The 16,407-nt window shown below is 62.0% G+C and carries 11 protein-coding genes; 4 read left to right on the top strand and 7 right to left on the bottom strand.

The window, feature by feature from the left end; translation table 11 throughout:
* Window positions 1–31 precede the first annotated feature (31 nt).
* Complete coding sequence (locus DHV10_RS08655) at window positions 32–2,596, bottom strand: ABC transporter permease (protein ID WP_109485957.1); 2,565 nt, start codon at window positions 2,594–2,596, stop codon at window positions 32–34.
* Between the two features lie 312 nt (window positions 2,597–2,908).
* Here DHV10_RS08655 and DHV10_RS08650 point away from each other — a divergent pair, with 312 nt between their 5' ends.
* Entirely contained in the window at window positions 2,909–4,183 is a 1,275-nt protein-coding gene (locus DHV10_RS08650) for an MFS transporter (protein WP_109485956.1), read from the top strand.
* A gap of 140 nt (window positions 4,184–4,323) precedes the next feature.
* Here DHV10_RS08650 and DHV10_RS08645 read toward each other — a convergent pair whose 3' ends face one another.
* Both DHV10_RS08645 and DHV10_RS08640 read right to left on the bottom strand, forming a co-directional pair.
* Window positions 4,324–7,092, bottom strand: a complete 2,769-nt coding sequence (locus DHV10_RS08645; RefSeq protein ID WP_109485955.1) for an ABC transporter permease — start codon at window positions 7,090–7,092, stop codon at window positions 4,324–4,326.
* On the bottom strand, window positions 7,092–7,436 hold the full coding sequence (locus tag DHV10_RS08640; protein ID WP_109485954.1) for a PadR family transcriptional regulator: 345 nt from the start codon (window positions 7,434–7,436) through the stop codon (window positions 7,092–7,094). The genes DHV10_RS08645 and DHV10_RS08640 overlap by 1 nt, the downstream gene beginning before the upstream one ends.
* A 234-nt stretch (window positions 7,437–7,670) precedes the next feature.
* Between DHV10_RS08640 and DHV10_RS08635 the strand changes: the two genes are divergently transcribed.
* Both DHV10_RS08635 and DHV10_RS08630 read left to right on the top strand, forming a co-directional pair.
* Complete coding sequence (locus DHV10_RS08635; RefSeq protein WP_109485953.1) at window positions 7,671–9,695, top strand: mechanosensitive ion channel; 2,025 nt, start codon at window positions 7,671–7,673, stop codon at window positions 9,693–9,695.
* Window positions 9,696–9,910: 215 nt separating this feature from the next.
* Window positions 9,911–10,462, top strand: coding sequence for a DUF1697 domain-containing protein (locus DHV10_RS08630; protein WP_162601340.1), 552 nt, complete (start codon window positions 9,911–9,913; stop codon window positions 10,460–10,462).
* 8 nt (window positions 10,463–10,470) lie between these two features.
* Here DHV10_RS08630 and folP read toward each other — a convergent pair whose 3' ends face one another.
* The gene (gene folP / locus DHV10_RS08625; protein WP_239461403.1) at window positions 10,471–11,376 is read right to left on the bottom strand and encodes a dihydropteroate synthase; all 906 of its coding nucleotides are present in this window, start codon (window positions 11,374–11,376) and stop codon (window positions 10,471–10,473) included.
* 82 nt (window positions 11,377–11,458) lie between these two features.
* On the opposite strand from folP, the gene dacB reads away from it, so the two are divergent.
* Entirely contained in the window at window positions 11,459–13,153 is a 1,695-nt protein-coding gene (gene dacB, locus DHV10_RS08620; RefSeq protein WP_109485951.1) for a D-alanyl-D-alanine carboxypeptidase/D-alanyl-D-alanine endopeptidase, read from the top strand.
* 12 nt (window positions 13,154–13,165) lie between these two features.
* On the opposite strand, the gene DHV10_RS08615 is transcribed toward dacB, so the two are convergent.
* From DHV10_RS08615 to DHV10_RS08605, 3 genes are read right to left on the bottom strand one after another with little or no spacing between them, the layout of a single operon-like run.
* On the bottom strand, window positions 13,166–14,281 hold the full coding sequence (locus DHV10_RS08615; RefSeq protein ID WP_109485950.1) for an ABC transporter permease: 1,116 nt from the start codon (window positions 14,279–14,281) through the stop codon (window positions 13,166–13,168).
* Window positions 14,278–15,207, bottom strand: a complete 930-nt coding sequence (locus DHV10_RS08610) for an ABC transporter ATP-binding protein (protein ID WP_109485949.1) — start codon at window positions 15,205–15,207, stop codon at window positions 14,278–14,280. The genes DHV10_RS08615 and DHV10_RS08610 overlap by 4 nt, the downstream gene beginning before the upstream one ends.
* The gene (locus tag DHV10_RS08605; RefSeq protein ID WP_109485948.1) at window positions 15,204–16,334 is read right to left on the bottom strand and encodes an HlyD family secretion protein; all 1,131 of its coding nucleotides are present in this window, start codon (window positions 16,332–16,334) and stop codon (window positions 15,204–15,206) included. The genes DHV10_RS08610 and DHV10_RS08605 overlap by 4 nt, the downstream gene beginning before the upstream one ends.
* Between the last annotated feature and the right edge of the window lie 73 nt (window positions 16,335–16,407).

The raw sequence follows: 16,407 nt of genomic DNA, 5'->3' as shown, positions 1-16,407 counted from the left end.
CGAACTGAGTTGGCTTCGGAAGAAGCCAACTCTACTCATTTCTCAACGCCACCATCGGCTCCACTCCCACGGCGCGCCGCACCGGGACCAGCGAAGCCACCATCGCCGCGATCGCCAGCATTCCCGCCGACGTGAGCAGCATGACCGGGTTCCAGGGCTGCACTCCGAAGAGCTGATCCTTCATCAGTCGTCCAGCCACAATCGCGAGCGGAATGCCGATCCCGAGCCCAATGCCGATCTGCCAGAAGGCACCGCGCAAGACCATCGACACCACGTCTGTGCGATTCGCGCCGAGGGCCATGCGCAGTCCGATCTCGTTGGTGCGCTGCTCCACCGTGTAGGCCATCACGCCGTAGAGCCCCACCGCAGCGAGCACCAATCCAAGCAAGCCGAACAGCGAGGTCAGTGTCGCAATCATGTTCTCCTGCTGGAAATCCGCGCTCACCACGCCGCTATAAGGGTCCACACCGTAGAGCACAAGATTCGGATCGACTGCCGCCAGCGCCTTCCGGACTTTCTCTTCCATTCCCGGAGGATCTCCCGGCGCCCAGATCACGATGTTGTAGAGGAAATGCGAGTACTTCTCGCCCTCCTGCTCCTTCGGATCTTCGAGCCGAGCCGTCTGCAGCTCAGAGACCCACGCCATGGGCGTCACCGGTTCCTTGTAGTCGTACGTCATGTACCGGATGTCGCGGACCACGCCGACAATTTCGTACAGCCCGGCGTTCTTGATACGACCGAAGCCAAAATGCTGCCCGATGGGATTCTGGCCTTTGAAGAACCGTTTCACAAAGGCTTCGTTCACGACCGCAACGGTGCGCGTTGCCGCGGTGTCGTCTTCGTTGAGCGGCCGACCCATCACGGTTTTTGCGCCGATCGCGTCGAAGAACCCCGGCATCACGCGCGACCATCCAGCGCTTGTGTTTTCCTTCGGTCCCGGTTCGGGCCGGCCCTGAATGCGAACACCCGAGTTCCAGCTGTCGCCCGTCATGGGCGCATACAGCGCAGGCGCCGCCATGCGCACTCCCGGTATGTTCATCAGCCCTTCATCAACGCGACGAAAGACCTGCTCCATCTGCTCCGGCTTGTAGTTCCCCAGCGTTGGATTGATCCACGCGATATAGCGCCCCTGCGTCTCGAATCCAAAATCCTGATGCTCGAGATTGCGCAGGCTCTGGATCAGCAGTGCCGCCGCCGACAGCAGCACCAGAGACATGGCCGCCTGCGCGATCACCAGCGTCTTCTGCGCCCACGTCCGGCCCTGGCCTACGGAACGATTTGCTCCGCGCAGCGCCTCCACGGGATCCGCATGTGAAGTCAGCCAGGCGGGAGCTGTCCCGAAAATCACGCCCGTCACCACGGAGAGCGCCAGCGTAAACAGCAGCACCGTCCACGACGGGTCGGCATTCACCGGAACATAGTTGTTCGGTCCGCCGATCTGAAACGCGAGATGCAGAATCAACCGCGTTCCGCCATACGCCACAGCGACGCCGAACGCGCCGCCAATCACCGCCAGCAGCACGCTCTCCACCAGCGCCCTGCGCACCAGCCGCATGCGCGACGCTCCCATCGCTACGCGGACCGAAATCTGCGTACGGCTTCTCAGGCCGCGCGCCAGCATCAGGTTCGCCAGGTTGCCGCATGCCACCAGCAGCACGCATCCCGCCGCGATCAGCAACAGCTTCAACCCATCCCGATATTGCTCGCGCATCTCCGCGACACCGGCCGCTCCCGGAACGAGATGCAGCGTCTGCTGTTGCCAGAGCGGCTTCTCCACCGGCTCCATATCGGCCACATGACTCGCAAGCCAGTCGTGCAGTTCCACCCGCAGCTTCGCCTCCAGAACGGTCGGCGACACGCCCGGCTTCACGCGCCCCAGCAGATCAAGGTAGTTCAAGTTCGGCTGCTTGATGCGCGACACGGCTCCGGCGAGCACATCCTCGGCCGAAAGCGGCATCCAGAAATCCGGCATGCCGTTGCCGGCCAGCTTTGCTCCGTAAAACCCGGGCGGCGCCACCCCGATCACGGTGAATGCATGTCCGTTGATCTGGAAGCTGCCTCCAACGACCGATGGGTCCGAACCGTACCGCGCCTCCCATGTCCGGTAGCTCATCACCGCAACCGGCGCAGCGCCGATCTGATCGTCGGCGTCCGTCATCAGGCGTCCCGCCCAGGGCTGCACGCCAAGGGTGCGGAAAAAGTTGCCCGAAACCTCCTGCCCGTTGAACGTCTGCACCGCCGCCTGCGATCCGGCGCGGCGCACTCCCAGCTGCGCATTTCCCGCCTGCAGCGCTGCCAGATCCGCAAACTCCGGCGTATGCTCGCGAAAATTCTTGTACGCCTCCCACGAGAACAGCGAGAAGTTGCCGTCGAAACCCTGCGTGTATCCGCCCCAGTTGCAGCAGCGAAGCTTGTCGCCGATCCGCCACAACTCCTCCGGCTTGGCTACAGGCAGCGACTTGAGCATCACCTGGTGCACCAGGGTAAAGATGGCGGTGGTGGCCCCGATCCCCAGAGCCAGCGTGATCACAACAGTCGCCGAGAAACCCGGCGCCTTCCTCAACTGCCGCAGTGCGTCGCGCAAATCAGCAAGCATACATTCACTTCCTGAGCAGAAATCTTGATGCCCTCATACCCGTGTGGCCCGTCAAATCACGCCGAAGCCTCGGCGCAAGCGGACCCTTAGGGGGCAGATCCATGAAAGAAACCTGCACGAGAGGCACCGTTCCCCAAACGGCGCCTTCTCTCAAAACAGAAGGCTTATGCAAGATCATGCACAAGCCCCTTGTCCGAATTTCACCATCTCTGTTCACAACCGAACACTGTCGCTACTCCTGCAGTCTCCTTCCCGCGGCCCGGTGCCGGATTCCGCTCGCCAGCAGACGAGTGCTAGACTTCATCATTCCTCATGCCTGAAGCTGAATCGCAACGAAGTTCGCGGGAACTCTACGTGTACTTCAGCCTGCTCGCGCTGCTGGTGAACGTCACGAGCCCGCAGTGGGTGCTGGACATCCCGACCTCCTACATGCTGAAGGATCTGCTGCATGCCACTGCGTCACAGGTCTCCCGCTTTCGGCTGATCACGGGCATCCCTCTTTACCTGGGATTTGCTTTCGGACTCGTTCGCGATTCATGGAACCCGTTTGGCTGGAGAGATCCCGGCTACTTCCGCATCTTCGTGCCGCTCACGCTTATTGCTCTCGCAGGAGGAGCATTCTCGCAGGTCACATACTCCGGCCTGGTGTTCGGCATGCTGTTTGCCACCGTGTCTTACAGCTTCATTGCGGCGGCATTTCAGGGCTTGCTTGCGCTCGTCGGACAGGAAGACCAGATGCCTGGCAGGCTAAGCACGCTATCGAACATGGCCATGTGCACTGCCGCCGTTCTGGGGTATTTCGCCTCTGGCTGGATGTCCACGACGCTTTCACCTCGCCAGGTCTTTCTATTCGTCATGGCCCTGACCGCGCTTCTTGGCGCCTTTGCATTCTGGAAGCCGCAATCTGTCTTCAGGAATACCTACCAGAACCCTCACGCTCAACGGACCAACTTCTCAGGCGAAGTGAAGCGGCTCGCGAAACATCGCGCCATCTATCCTGTCATCCTCATCGCTCTGCTCTGGTTCTTCACGCCTGGAGTAAACACGCCGCTTCAGTACTACTTCGCGAATCAGCTTCATGCGCCGGACTCCGTCTACGCCAATTTTTCTGCAGTCATGTATGTCGGATTTATCCCGACAACACTGCTGTATGGCGTTCTGTGCACCCGGTTCCGGCCCAGCAAGCTCCTTTGGTGGTCGATGATCGTTGGGGTTCCGCAGTTCATCCCCATGGCCTTCATCCACACCGGAGGACAGGCTCTCGTCGCGGCATTTTTGATAGGTCTGCTGGGCGGTTTGGGAAACTCTGCTGTGATCGACATGGCGATCCGCGCCTGTCCCGCAGGTTTACAGGGAACGCTCATGATGATTGTCATGTCGCTGTATCCGCTGTCGTCTCGCATGGGAGATGTTCTTGGCTCCTGGCTTTTCGGCCTGAGCCCCACGCACGGATTTCAGTACTGCGTCGTAGCCATCACCTGCGTGTATGCGCTCATCCTGCCCCTCATCCCGCTCCTGCCGAAACAGATCATCGCAACTGCCGACGGAGAACAGAGCTTGGAGGATGAAGCGCTACTCCTCGCATAGCTCAGCCAATCGCACGGTTCGACGAGCCTCTCAGAAAACCGCGCAGTCGAGCGCACTAAAGACATCTGAAGGATCGGGCGCTTCGAACTGCACCGAACTCCACAGCAGACTGGAGAAGCGAACACCCGGTGCGGACGACTCTATTCCACCCGCAGGGCCTGAACGGGGTTGATGGATGCGGCCCGACGCGCGGGGATGAGCCCAGCTACTGCCGCAGCGAGCGCAAGCAACGCAACGGCTCCCGCCATGACCGATCCTTCCACGGACTTGATGTCGTAGAGCTGTGAGCTGAGGTACTTCATGCACAGCAGCGTAGTCGGGATGCCGAGAGCAAGGCCCGCAAGCGCCTGCACCATCGCGCCGCGCATCACCATGAACGTTACCTTGCTTCTTGCAGCTCCCAGTGCCATCCGGATCCCGATCTCGGCGGTGCGACGCGCCACTCCGTAGGCCGTTACGCCGTACAGACCCAATGTCGCAAGAAGAAGCGCCAACCCTCCAAAGAGCGAAGTGAGCCCCGATAGCAGCCGAGCCTGGCTGAACTGATCCGCGATCTGCGCCGAGAAGGTCTGAAACCGCACCACGCTCAGGTTCGGATTGATTCCCGCCAGCGTTTTTCGCGCTGACTCTTCCATGTCTGGAACCGGCCGGCTCGTCTTGAGGACGATGGCGCCGGCGTACATGTTTTCGTCACGATCAATGGAATCGGGCTCTGCGCTCAACGGGCGTTGAAGCGTGGGCACAAAGTACATCATGTGCTCGTTCCAGGTGGCGCTCTGATACGCCGTGTTCTCCACGACGCCGACGATCTCCCAGTCTCCCGCCGACTTTAAGTCTCCACCGAAGTGCTGGCCGATGGGGTTCTCGCCCGGTTTGAAGAGCTGCCTTACAAACTCCTGATTGACCACTGCGACATGCGGTGCGCTGACCGTATCGGATGGCAGAATTCCGCGCCCGCGCACCACGCGGGTTCCAACCGAATCGAAATATTCCGCATTCACTTTCAAATACGAAGCAATCGCGTTGTGCTCCTGTTCCTTCTTCCCCTGGATCTGCACACTCCAGCCGTTGTTGTTGTCCTCCATCGGCGTATAGCTCGTGATCCCCACTTTCTCGACGCCGGGCAATGCGTGAAACCGGTCTTCGATGGCGCGGTACAGGTCGCCGACCTGCCGCTGTGTATAGCCGGCGGTCTGGGGATTGATGTGGACGATATAGCGATTCACCGGGTCGAGCTTTAAGTCGATACGTTCCAGCTTGCTGAGGCTCTTGCCGAAAAGGCCGGCGCACACCAGCAGCACCAGAGAAAGCCCTGCCTGCAAGACCACCAGGCTCGACTGAAGCATTGTGGCGCCTCCTGCAACCGAACGCGTTCCGCCGCGCAGCGCATCGGCCGGTGTCGCCTTCGACGCGATCCACGCGGGCGCCGCGCCGAAGAGCACGCCCGTGAGCAGGGATAAGCCAAGTGCGAACGCAAGCACCGCTGGGGACGGGCTGGGATTGATGGGCACGCTCTCTGCACCGGGAAACGCCATCGCCAGCAGCATCTGCGTGCCCGCATAGGCAATGGCCAACCCCGCAAGACCGCCGGCACTCGCCAGCAAAATGCTCTCTGTGAGGAGTTGGCGGACGATCCTGCCGCGTCGTGCGCCGAGTGCGGTGCGCACATTCATCTCGGCCTTGCGGCTCATGCCGCGCACCAGCAGCAAATTCGCCAGATTGGCACAGGCAATCAGCAGCACCAGCCCTGACGCTGTCATCAGCATGCGCAGCTGCCGGTCATAGCCCTCCTGCATGGCCTGAATGCCGCCGCCTCCCGGCGTGAGCACGATGTGAAGCTGCCTGAGCCTCTCCGCACCGCTCTTACCGCTGAAGCGGCCAGTTTCAGCCAGCTGATGGCGCAACAGCGTGTTCACTTTTTCCTGCAAGCTGCCCAACTGCACACCTGGTCTCACGCGGCCGATCATGTAAAGCCACTGCACAGGCGTGTGGTGCACATAGGGCACGTTGGCGATCTGCGGCATCGACTCGACCGGTAAGTAGTATTCCGGCGGAGAAGGCAGCAGCCGATCGCCGTAAAAACCTTTCGGCGCGATGCCCACCACCGTGACCGGCCTTGTATTCACACGCAAGGTGCTGCCCACCACGCCGGGGTCGCCATGGAAGCGCGTCTTCCACGTCTCGTAGCTCATCACCGCCGTGAAGGGTGCACCTGCGGCATCATCGCGATCTTCGAGTACCCTTCCTACCGACGCGTTCAGTCCGAAGGTTCTGAAGTAGTTCCCCGATACGAACTCGCCCATCACCGAGCGCGGCGCTTCGCTGCTTCCATCCATGCGCACCACGACAGGCCTGTACGCAAAGCCCGCCTGCATCGCTGCCAGCTCTTCAAATTCCGGCAGGTTCTTGCGCAGATACTCGTAGGTATCCGTGCTGAAGAACGACATCTCCCCGTTATCGTGCGATCCAATCCCGACACAACAATCGTTATTGTTGCCCAGCCGTACCAGCGTCCTTGGATCCGCCACCGGAAGATTCTTCAGCATCAGCGCGTTGATCAGAGTGAATATCGCCGCGTTCGCGCCAATTCCCAACGCCAGCGTCAACACAGCTACGCTCGTGAACACGGGCGATTTGCGCAACATGCGCACTGCATACCGCACGTCCTGCAGCATGGTTTCCATCAAGGGCAGCCCTTTCTCCGCGTGATACTGCTCGCGCACGGCGCTCGCTCCGCCCCACTTGATCAGCGCCTGCCTTCGCGCCTCCGCGGGACTCATTCCCAACCGCTGATTGTGTGCCGTCTCCATGGCGATGTGTTCCTGCATCTCTTCGCGGAGACGCTGGCCGCCGTCACGCCGGAGGGCGAAATTCCACATCCGCTGACCCACTCGCCTTAAACTTTTCATCACAGCTCTTCCGCCCTGGCCGCGAGGAAGCGCGCCATGATCTCGGTGGTCTGCTGCCACTCGCGCACTTCGCTCTGCAGCTGCTTTCGTCCCGTCTTTGTCAGCCGGTAGTAACGAGCCCTGCGATTGTTCTCGGACGCGCCCCAGTCCGAGTCGATGGAGCCCTCCTGCTCGAGCCGCAGCAGGAGCGGATAGAGAGTGCCCTGATTGAGGGACAGCAGGTCTCCGCTGATCTGCTCGATGCGCCGCGCGATGCCCCATCCGTGGAGCGGCCCCAGCACGTCCAGCGTCTTCAGTACCATCAGAGCCAGCGTTCCCTGCATGACGTCCGTCTTATCGCCCATCCGTCCCTCACCTGTAGCTTTCCCAAAGAAGGGTTGCATACTCCCTTTGGGAAAACAACAGGGCAATGGCGCAACTCGTCACAAACACAGCGGGCTTGAGCTTAACTTCAGCACCCCCAAACTGTACGGGCCCGACCATCCGCTCGCACCCGGAATGCGTCCAAGCCTTCTGTGAATCTTGCACTTCGCCCTTTTGTGGCCCGATTTTCTTCGCTCGCAGACTTACCGGTACTCGTGATCGCAGCGGCCGGACTCACCACGGCGGTAGCTGTCTCCCAAACACAATCTCATCCCGGCAGCACGCCACCGGTTCCTCCGGGTTCGATCAGAACCGCCAGCGGCTCTGAGCCGGGCCAGCCCACCGCGCCAAAACCGGCCACTGCCGCGCATCTTGCCGCGCTTCCTGAACCGCTGCCGCCCAGCCTGACGCAGGGCATCCACGTCGACGAGCAGGCCAAAGCCATCCTTGCGCACCTCAGCGAGATCATTCGCTTCTATCGCATGACTGCAACGCCGGTGCAGAAGATAGGCGAGCCGAGCGATGTGCTTTACGCCGAGCAGGCGCAAACCGCGGCCACGCAGATCTCTCAGCTTGCTTTTCAGGCAGCCCGCGACGAAGCCGCCCTTCTCTCGCGGATCAGGTCCGCTTCATCGCAGCAATCGACGGTTGCAGCACCCGGCGAGGCCCAGAAGCTGCGCGAAGCGCAGTTGCACGTACAGCAGCAGATTCAGGACCTGCAAGCCAAATCGGAGGAGCTGGCGGCACAGCTCAAGGCCGCCAAACGCAAAGACCGCGACGGGATCGAGCAGCAAATCCAAATCACGAACGGCCAGCTCGAACTCGCGAAAGCTGAATCCGATGCCCTGGTGAAAGTCTCGGGAGTGTCGACCGCGCAAACCAATAGCGGCCTTCAGGCTGACATCGACAAGCTGCAGCACGCCGTACCGGAAGTGATCGACACGAAGATCAAGCCTGTCACCAACACAGTGGAAAGCATCGGCTCTCTTCGCAGCTCCGGCGTCGTCACCCAGGCTCAGGCCCTCTTTCAACTCCTCTCTACCCGGCGCGGCATCGACGAACGGATCGCGGAGGTGAAGAAGCTGCACGCGCAGGCGCTCGAGCTGCGCACGCCGCTCGTCAACATTCTTCGCGCCACGGTGCAACAGGGCCAGCAGCTTCAGGCGAGTACAAACTCTTCTGGCGGCTCTGATTCCAACGCCGCTGCGAGCGCTTCGACGCAGAACGGAAGCGCGAAAAAGCAATTCGACCAACTTACGGACGCGTTCAAGACAATCGCGGGCGTGTCCATTCCAGTCAGCCAGGAGGTACTCGTTCTCGAGCAGGCTGAAGGCAATCTGATCTCGTGGCGCGCAGCCGCAGACACGGAGCGGTCGAGCATCATTCACGAGTTGCTGCTGCGCGTGGTCTTCATTGCGATCGCACTTCTGCTCGTCTTCGGCGCGGGAGAGCTGTGGCGGCGCGGCGCAACCCGCTATGTGCAGGACATTCGCCACAGGCGCCAGCTTCTGGTTGTCCGCCGCCTCGTGATCGGGTTCCTCAGCGGGCTCGTACTAATCTTCGGCTTCGTGACGCAGTTCAGCTCGATGGCCACCTTCGCCGGACTGATCACCGCCGGCATCGCCGTGTGCCTGCAAACGCTGCTGCTCTCCATCGCCGCCTACTTCTTCATCATCGGCCGATGGGGCGTGCGCGTGGGCGAGCGCATCACCGTCGCCGGGGTCACGGGCGAAGTGATCGACGTCAGCCTGGTGCGCTTCTATCTGATGGAACTCGCCGGAGCGGGCGCGCAGCTTCATCCTACCGGCCGAGTTGCCGTCTTCGCCAATTCCGTCCTCTTTCAGACCGGCACTCCGCTCTACAAGCAGATACCGGGCACCAGCTACGCGTGGCACTCGCTCGCCATCAAGCTCAAGCCGGGTTCCGACTATCGCGGCGCTATCCAGGATGTCCGCGACGCGGTGCAGAAGGTCTACGGCGCGTACAAAGATCGGATGGAGCGCCAGTATGCAAGCACCGAGCTCTGGATGGATACCACGATCCCGCGTCCCGGCATCGAGATGAAGATGGACCTTACGGACGGTCTGCGGTTTGTCGTGCTCTACCCTGTTCCATTTTCCGATTCCGCCAGCATCGACCAGCAATACGCTCAGTCCGTTATCGACCTGATGAATCGAGATCAGAAAGTTGCTGCCGCGATTGACGGGCCGCCCACGCTGCAGGCTGTCGAGAAGACCTAGCGGTCGTCAGGCAGCCGTTCGGTTGCAGGATTTCTATAGGAGTCTGCGCAGCCGGGGATTGTCCTGAAGATTCGCCGCTGCGCGGGCGCCAGTCCAGAAGGCCTGTTTGTGGCCTTTCCGCTGGGCTACACTCGCGTCAGTGCCAGGGCAGTTTATTGAGCGCCGTAAACCTGATCGACACCATCTGGCAGAACGGCGCGGGAGGCCGATTAGATATGTCAACCTATGTCATCCTTCTGCGCGCCGTCAACGTGGGCGGAAACGGCAAGCTCTCCATGGCCGATTTTCGAAAAATACTCTCCGCGCTCAAATTTCAAAACGTTGAAACCTACATCCAGAGCGGCAACGCCGTCGTGGACTCGGACCTGCCAGCCGCTAAGGTTGGAGCGTCGATCGCCGCTGCGCTCGAAAAACTCACCGGCGCTCCCGTCGACGTCATCCTTCGAACTCACGACCAGCTCGACAAGCTGATCCGCGCGAATCCTTTTCCCGCTGAGGCGGCTGACGGCGCCCGCGTGCACGTCGCCTTCCTTTCAGCTCCCGCGGCCCCAACGGCGCGTGCCGCACTCGATGCGATCGTCGAGAAATATCCCAGCCGCCGCGACCGCTACCACCTCGCCGGCGACCACATCTACTTCCACTTTCCCGAAGGCGCTGGCGAGACGAAGTTCACCGGCAAAGCTCTCGACAAAGCCATAGGCGCAGTCGGCACGGGCCGCAACTGGAACACGGTCCTCAAGCTTCACGCGATGTCGAAGCGCAGGTAAGCGCCTGCTCAGCTCGCGGCCAACACCGCGTCGGCAATCCGCGCCGCCTCCACCGCCGCCCGCACATCATGTACGCGCACCAGGGAAGCTCCATGCAGTATCGTCGCCACCATCGCAGCAATGCTCGCCGTCTCGCGCGCGTCCACGGGCGCCTGCTTCCCTCCAAAGAGACCTGCCAGCGTGTGCCCCAGGAAAGACTTTCGCGAAACCCCCGCCAGCAGCGGCCGCCCGAGCTCAAGCAGCTCTGCCTGCCGCGCAAGCAGCGCATAGTTCTCTTCGAACTTCTTCCCGAAGCCGTATCCCGGATCCAGCACTATTGAGGCCGGCGCGACTCCTCTGGCTATCGCCTGCTGCAGGCTCTCCGCGAGTCCACTCCTCACCGATGCCATCGACGCGTCCGCCGGCAATTTCTCCTGGGCCCGCCACTCATCCGGACGCCCCCGCGTGTGCATCAACACCACTCCGCACTTCGCATCCGCGCACACGCGCGCCATCTCCGGATCCCACGTGAAGCCGCTCACGTCATTCACAATTTCCGCGCCAGCCTCGATCGCCGCCTTCGCCGTGGCGCTCTTATACGTGTCGGCTGAAATGACCGCTTCTGGCCGCGCCTTTCGGATCCCCTCGATCACGGGCAACAGCCGCGCCTGCTCCTCTTCAGCGCTCACCCTTGCTTCGGCCAGCCCAACCAGCGCGCCGGGCCGCGTGCTCTCCGCTCCCAGGTCGAGCACAGCCGCGCCTTGCTCCAGCAACTCCAGCCCGCGACGCACCGCCCCATCCGGGTCGAGGAAGTTCCCGCCATCGCTAAATGAATCGGGCGTAAGATTCACCACGCCCATCACCAGCGTTCGCTTGCCAAGCTCAAGCGAGCGCGAACGCAGTTTCCAATTAACGACAGCGCGAACCAAACTCATGCAGCTCTTTCGATACTTCGTCCAGACCTCCTCATTTTAAGAGCGCTGCCAGGCGCATCCGCCGCTTTGCTAAACTCCCTCCATGCTCCGTACACCGCGATGCTTCGCGCTGCTTCTGGCGCTGTCCCTTGGTTCAGGCTTTACCCTCGCAGCCCAGCATCGCGCCGCTCACGCCCCATCGCGCCCAGCACAACACACCGCACCAGCACGCGGCGCCATCGCCGATCGTATTCAGGCCATCCTGGCCGATCCGGCCCTCAAACAAACTGACTTCGGCATCAGCGTGACCACCCTCGACGGGCAGCCGCTCTACGGACTCAACGACGCCCGCCTCTTCACCCCGGCATCCAATGCCAAGCTCACCACCACCGCCGCGGCCTATGCGCTTCTCCCGGTAGATACCCTCACCTGGACCACCAACGTCGTGGCGAACGGCGAGATCGACTCTTCCGGCACGCTGCACGGCGACATCCTCATCCTCGGCGCGGGTGATCCCACAATGAGCGCCCATCACTACCCCTACCAGCCGCCCACTCCGCCGGCGGCCGCTCCCACGCCTGCAAACCCGCCTGCGAAGTCGCCCACCGGCAAACCCGAGGCAACTCCGACTCCTGAACAGATTCACGCCGAGCCCTTCGCCATGGAAGCTCTCGACCTCCTCGCTCAGCAGGTCGTACAAGCCGGCGTTCGCTCCGTGGAAGGCACCGTCGTCGGAGACGACAGTTTCTATCTCAACGAGCCCTACGGCACGGCCTGGGCATGGGACGATCTCCAGTGGGGCTACGGCGCGCCCATCTCCGCGCTTTCGTTCGCCGACAACTCCATCGAGCTCACCATCACCGCTGATCCAGAGAAACCCGGCTCCATGCTCGAGCAGTGGACGCCAAGCATTCAGTACTACACGCTCCAGAACAACATGACCATGGCTCCGGCTGGCGCAAAGGCGCACCCCGGCCTGGAACGTCGCCCCGGCGCGCTCCTTGTCCGCACCTGGGGCACTGCTCCCGCACAGGGCCTGCACGCGCCGCTCGCCGTGGAAGATCCTGCCGAGTACACCGCGGCGGCGTTTAAAGACGCGCTGCTCCATCGCGGCATCATCGTCAAGGGCGACCCCGCCGCCGCACACCGCCTTCCCGAAGGCACCGGCGATTTTATCGGAGAACGCTCCGAACCGCTGAAGCTCTTTCCTTTAAACCTCCAGACCATCGAAGCTCCCATCAACAACCGCCGCCTGCTCGCGCAGCACAAATCAGTGCCTGTGGCCGAGGACATCACGGTCACCAATAAGATCAGTCAGAACCTGCACGCAGAGCTCCTCCTCCGCATGCTCGGCAAAACTTTCGCCAAGGATGGCAGCCTCGCTCAGGGGACGCGCGTCGTACGCCAGTTCCTCATCGACACCGGCATCCCCGACTCCGATTTCTTCTTCTACGACGGATCCGGCATGAGCATGGACGACCGCATCACGCCGCGCGCCTACACGCACCTGCTCGCGTACGCTTCACACCAGCATTGGGGCGAGGCCTGGAAGAAGTCCTTCCCCATCGCCGGAGTAGACGGCTCGCTCTACAGCCGATTCCGCAACTCGGCGCTTAAGGGAAAGCTCTGGGCCAAGACCGGCACCTTGAACGAAACCAACGCGCTCTCCGGCTACCTGCAGGCAGCCAGCGGCAAAACCGTCGCCTTCTCCATCCTCGTGAACGGTCACCGCCCCGGCAGCCCCGCCGAAGTTCCCGCGATCGAAAGGATCTGCGAAGCGATCGCCGCATCGGAGTAGCGCGCCTGAGCGTTAGCTCGCGCCCCGCCGCACAAACAACCGCGCCGCCAGCAGCGTCGACCCGCAACCCATGACGGTCAGCACCGTCGCGCTCACCCACAGCTCCGTGATGCCTGCGCCGCGCAAGATGATTCCGCGCAGGATCTGGATGTAGTACGTAGCCGGAATCAGATGGCTGATCGCCTGGAAGAACGGCGGCATGTTCTCGATCAGGAAGATGTATCCCGACAAAAACACTGACGGCAGAATCGTTCCCATTGAAAGCTGAAAGGCCTCTGCCTGCGTCCGCGCCTTCGTCGAAATCACCAGCCCGATTCCCAGCACGGTCAGCAAAAACGGAATCGACAACACCAGTAACAGAACCACATTGCCGTGCACGGGAACCAGGAACACCGTGCGCATCACCAGCAGGATGGCGCACAGTTCCGCAAACGTGAGCGCACCATACGGAATCATCTTGCCCAGCATCAGACCCAGCGGCGCAACCGGCGTCATCGTCAACTGCTCGAGCGTTCCGCGCTCGCGCTCCCGCACCAGGCTCAGAGCAATCATCAGAATGGCCATCACCTGCAGCAGAATCGCGATCAGCCCCGGCACGAAGAAGTTTGCCGATCGTGTCGCGGGGTTGTAGAGCACTGAAGGCCGCACCTCCACGGGCATTGCGCCGCCCGGCAGCACGCGGCCCAAAGATTCCTTCAGCGCGACACCCGTCGCCGTGCTCATCGCCTGCCCGGCCACGCTCGAGTCCGACCCATCCACCAGCACCAGCACCGACGCAGTTGTGCCATCCAGCAGCCGCCGCGCGTAGTCATACGGAATGCGTATGCCGACCCTGGCCTTTCCCGCGCGCACCGCCTCATACATCTCATCCTGCGATTGCGCGTATGTCTTCAGCCAGAAAACATCCGAACCCGCAAAGGCCTCCAGCAGCCGCCGGCTCTCCTGCGTATGCGACTCGTCCAACACCACCGTCGGAATCTGCCGGATATTCGTATCCACCGCAAACCCAAACAGAAACAACTGCAGCATCGGAATCAGCAGCGCAAAAAACAGCGTCCCCGGATCGCGGATGATGTGAAGAAATTCCTTCCGGCATACCGGGACCAGTCCGCGAAAAAGCGCTCTCATCGCTGCGACTCCATGATCCGGTACGTCAGCGTGACAAACACATCCTCAAGCGACGGCTCGATCGTCTCGATGCTCGCCTGCGGCATTTTTCTGCGCATCTCCGCGACATGCGCGGTCTCAGCGAGGGCATGGATCGAATGCCCAAAGATCGTCGCCTCGCGCACACCCTGCATGTGCCGGATTCCATCGAGCATCTCCGAAGGATTCTCAACCTGGATCTGAATCCGCGACGTTCCCGCCGGATTCGCATCAGGAAGCTTCTGCAGTTCCGCGACCGTGCCCATCGCAATCAGCTTCGACAAGTAGATGTACCCGACGCGCCCGCAGCGCTCCGCCTCATCCATGTAGTGCGTGGTCACAAAGAACGTGACGCCCTGACCCGAGAGCTGAAACAGCAGATCCCACAGCGCGCGCCGCGCCACCGGATCGATCCCTGCCGTCGGCTCGTCCAGAAAGACCACCTCCGGCGAGTGGATAATCGCGCAAGCAAGCGCCAGCCGCTGCTTCCATCCTCCCGAGAGCTGTCCTGCGCGACGGGTCATATACGGCTCGATTCCCGTCAGCGCCTGCACCTCGCGCGTCCGCTCCGCAGCCCTTCCCGAGTCCAACCCATACACGCCCGCATAGAAGGCAATGTTCTCCGCAACCGTCAGGTCTTCGTAGAGCCCGAACTTCTGCGACATGTAACCGACATGCCGCCGGATCTCCGCCGCATCCTTGCGGATATCCATGCCGAGAATGCGCCCCGTTCCTTCCGTCGGCTTCAGCAGCCCGCAGAGCGCCTTGATGATCGTCGTCTTCCCCGACCCGTTCGGCCCCAGGAAACCGAAAAGCTCTCCTTTGCTCACCGCGAAGCTCACATCGCTCACGGCGGTGAATGTCCCGAATCGAATCGTCAGGTGATCGGCCGCGATGATCTCCGTCATTCGAGGCGCACCCTCGCAGACATTCCCGACTTCAGCACGCCCTGCGCGTTGTCCACATACACCTTGACGCCAAATACCTGGTGTTCGCGGTCGCTCTTGGTCTGCACATTGCGGGGCAGAAACTCTGCCTGCGACGCAATCTGCCCCACATGCCCCTCGAACGCGTGCCCGCTGAAGCTATCGACCTGCACCGTTGCCCGCTGCCCCACGCGCACGTGCGCGAGATCCGTCTCCGGCACATACACCTTCACCCATAGCTGCGACGCTTCCAGCATCGTGATCACGATGCGCCCCGCCTGCACCAGGTCTCCCGGCCGCACGCTCACCACTTCCACCACTGCATCCGCAGGCGCGCTCAGCTCCGCCTCGCGCAAACGCGCATCCAGCTCAGCCACACGGCCCTGCGCCTCAGCAAGCCGTCCACGCGCGGCGTCAACGTCTTCCTTGCGGAATCCTCTGCGCGCCAGCTGCGCCGCAGCATCCGCCTGCTTGAACTTTGCCTCCGCCGCATTCACATCTTCGGCCCGCGTGCCGGCCTGCAGCATGGCCAGCCTCTGCCGCATCGATTCGGCCCTCTGCTCCGCGCCATCCCGCTTATCGCGTGCGTCGTCGAACTGCTGGCGTGAGATCGTATCCGCCGCGATCAGCTTCTCCATGCGCTGGTAAAAGACCTGTGCATTCGTAGCATCCGCGGATGCAGCCTTGTAATCCGCCTGTGCCTGCTCAATCTCCTGCCGCCGCGGACCGTTCCGCGCTTCTTCGAACACCGCTCTTTGCGCCCGCGCCGTCGCTTCAGCCTGCGCAATCTCCTCCGGCCGGTTGCCGCGCAGCATCTTGTTTACATCTGCCTGCGCCTGATCCATTGCCGCGGTGGCCTGCGCTCGCTGCGCCTTCAACTCATCGCATTCGAAGCGCACAAGCGTCGCCCCTGCCTTGACCAGCTGCCCCTCTTCGACCGCGACCTCGGTAACTCTGCCGCCGACTTTGGACCCGATCTGGATCTCCCGCGTTTCGACCGTCCCCGAGAACTCGAACCTGTCGCGTCGCGCCATCCATGCCGACACGGCCCACACCACTGCGAGCACCACCGCCGCCGCACCCACCGCAATCGCGATCCGCCGTCTCATGCACCCCTCTGTCTAGTGTTTGCGTTCGAAATTCGAAAAAGTTTCACACCGGGCTGTACCCCGTTCATCGCAG

It is taken from the genome of Occallatibacter savannae (assembly GCF_003131205.1).
Classification (GTDB): Bacteria; Acidobacteriota; Terriglobia; order Terriglobales; family Acidobacteriaceae; genus Telmatobacter; species Telmatobacter savannae.
This window is presented reverse-complemented; position numbering and strand designations above follow the sequence as displayed.

Bases quoted from the DNA above. Each gene is read 5' to 3' on its own strand.
- DHV10_RS08655 (WP_109485957.1), bottom strand. From the start codon at position 2,596: ATGCTTGCTGATTTGCGCGACGCACTGCGGCAGTTGAGGAAGGCGCCG.
- DHV10_RS08650 (WP_109485956.1), top strand. From the start codon at position 2,909: ATGCCTGAAGCTGAATCGCAACGAAGTTCGCGGGAACTCTACGTGTAC.
- DHV10_RS08645 (WP_109485955.1), bottom strand. From the start codon at position 7,092: ATGAAAAGTTTAAGGCGAGTGGGTCAGCGGATGTGGAATTTCGCCCTC.
- DHV10_RS08640 (WP_109485954.1), bottom strand. From the start codon at position 7,436: ATGGGCGATAAGACGGACGTCATGCAGGGAACGCTGGCTCTGATGGTA.
- DHV10_RS08630 (WP_162601340.1), top strand. From the start codon at position 9,911: ATGTCAACCTATGTCATCCTTCTGCGCGCCGTCAACGTGGGCGGAAAC.
- folP (WP_239461403.1), bottom strand. From the start codon at position 11,376: ATGAGTTTGGTTCGCGCTGTCGTTAATTGGAAACTGCGTTCGCGCTCG.
- dacB (WP_109485951.1), top strand. From the start codon at position 11,459: ATGCTCCGTACACCGCGATGCTTCGCGCTGCTTCTGGCGCTGTCCCTT.
- DHV10_RS08615 (WP_109485950.1), bottom strand. From the start codon at position 14,281: ATGAGAGCGCTTTTTCGCGGACTGGTCCCGGTATGCCGGAAGGAATTT.
- DHV10_RS08610 (WP_109485949.1), bottom strand. From the start codon at position 15,207: ATGACGGAGATCATCGCGGCCGATCACCTGACGATTCGATTCGGGACA.
- DHV10_RS08605 (WP_109485948.1), bottom strand. From the start codon at position 16,334: ATGAGACGGCGGATCGCGATTGCGGTGGGTGCGGCGGCGGTGGTGCTC.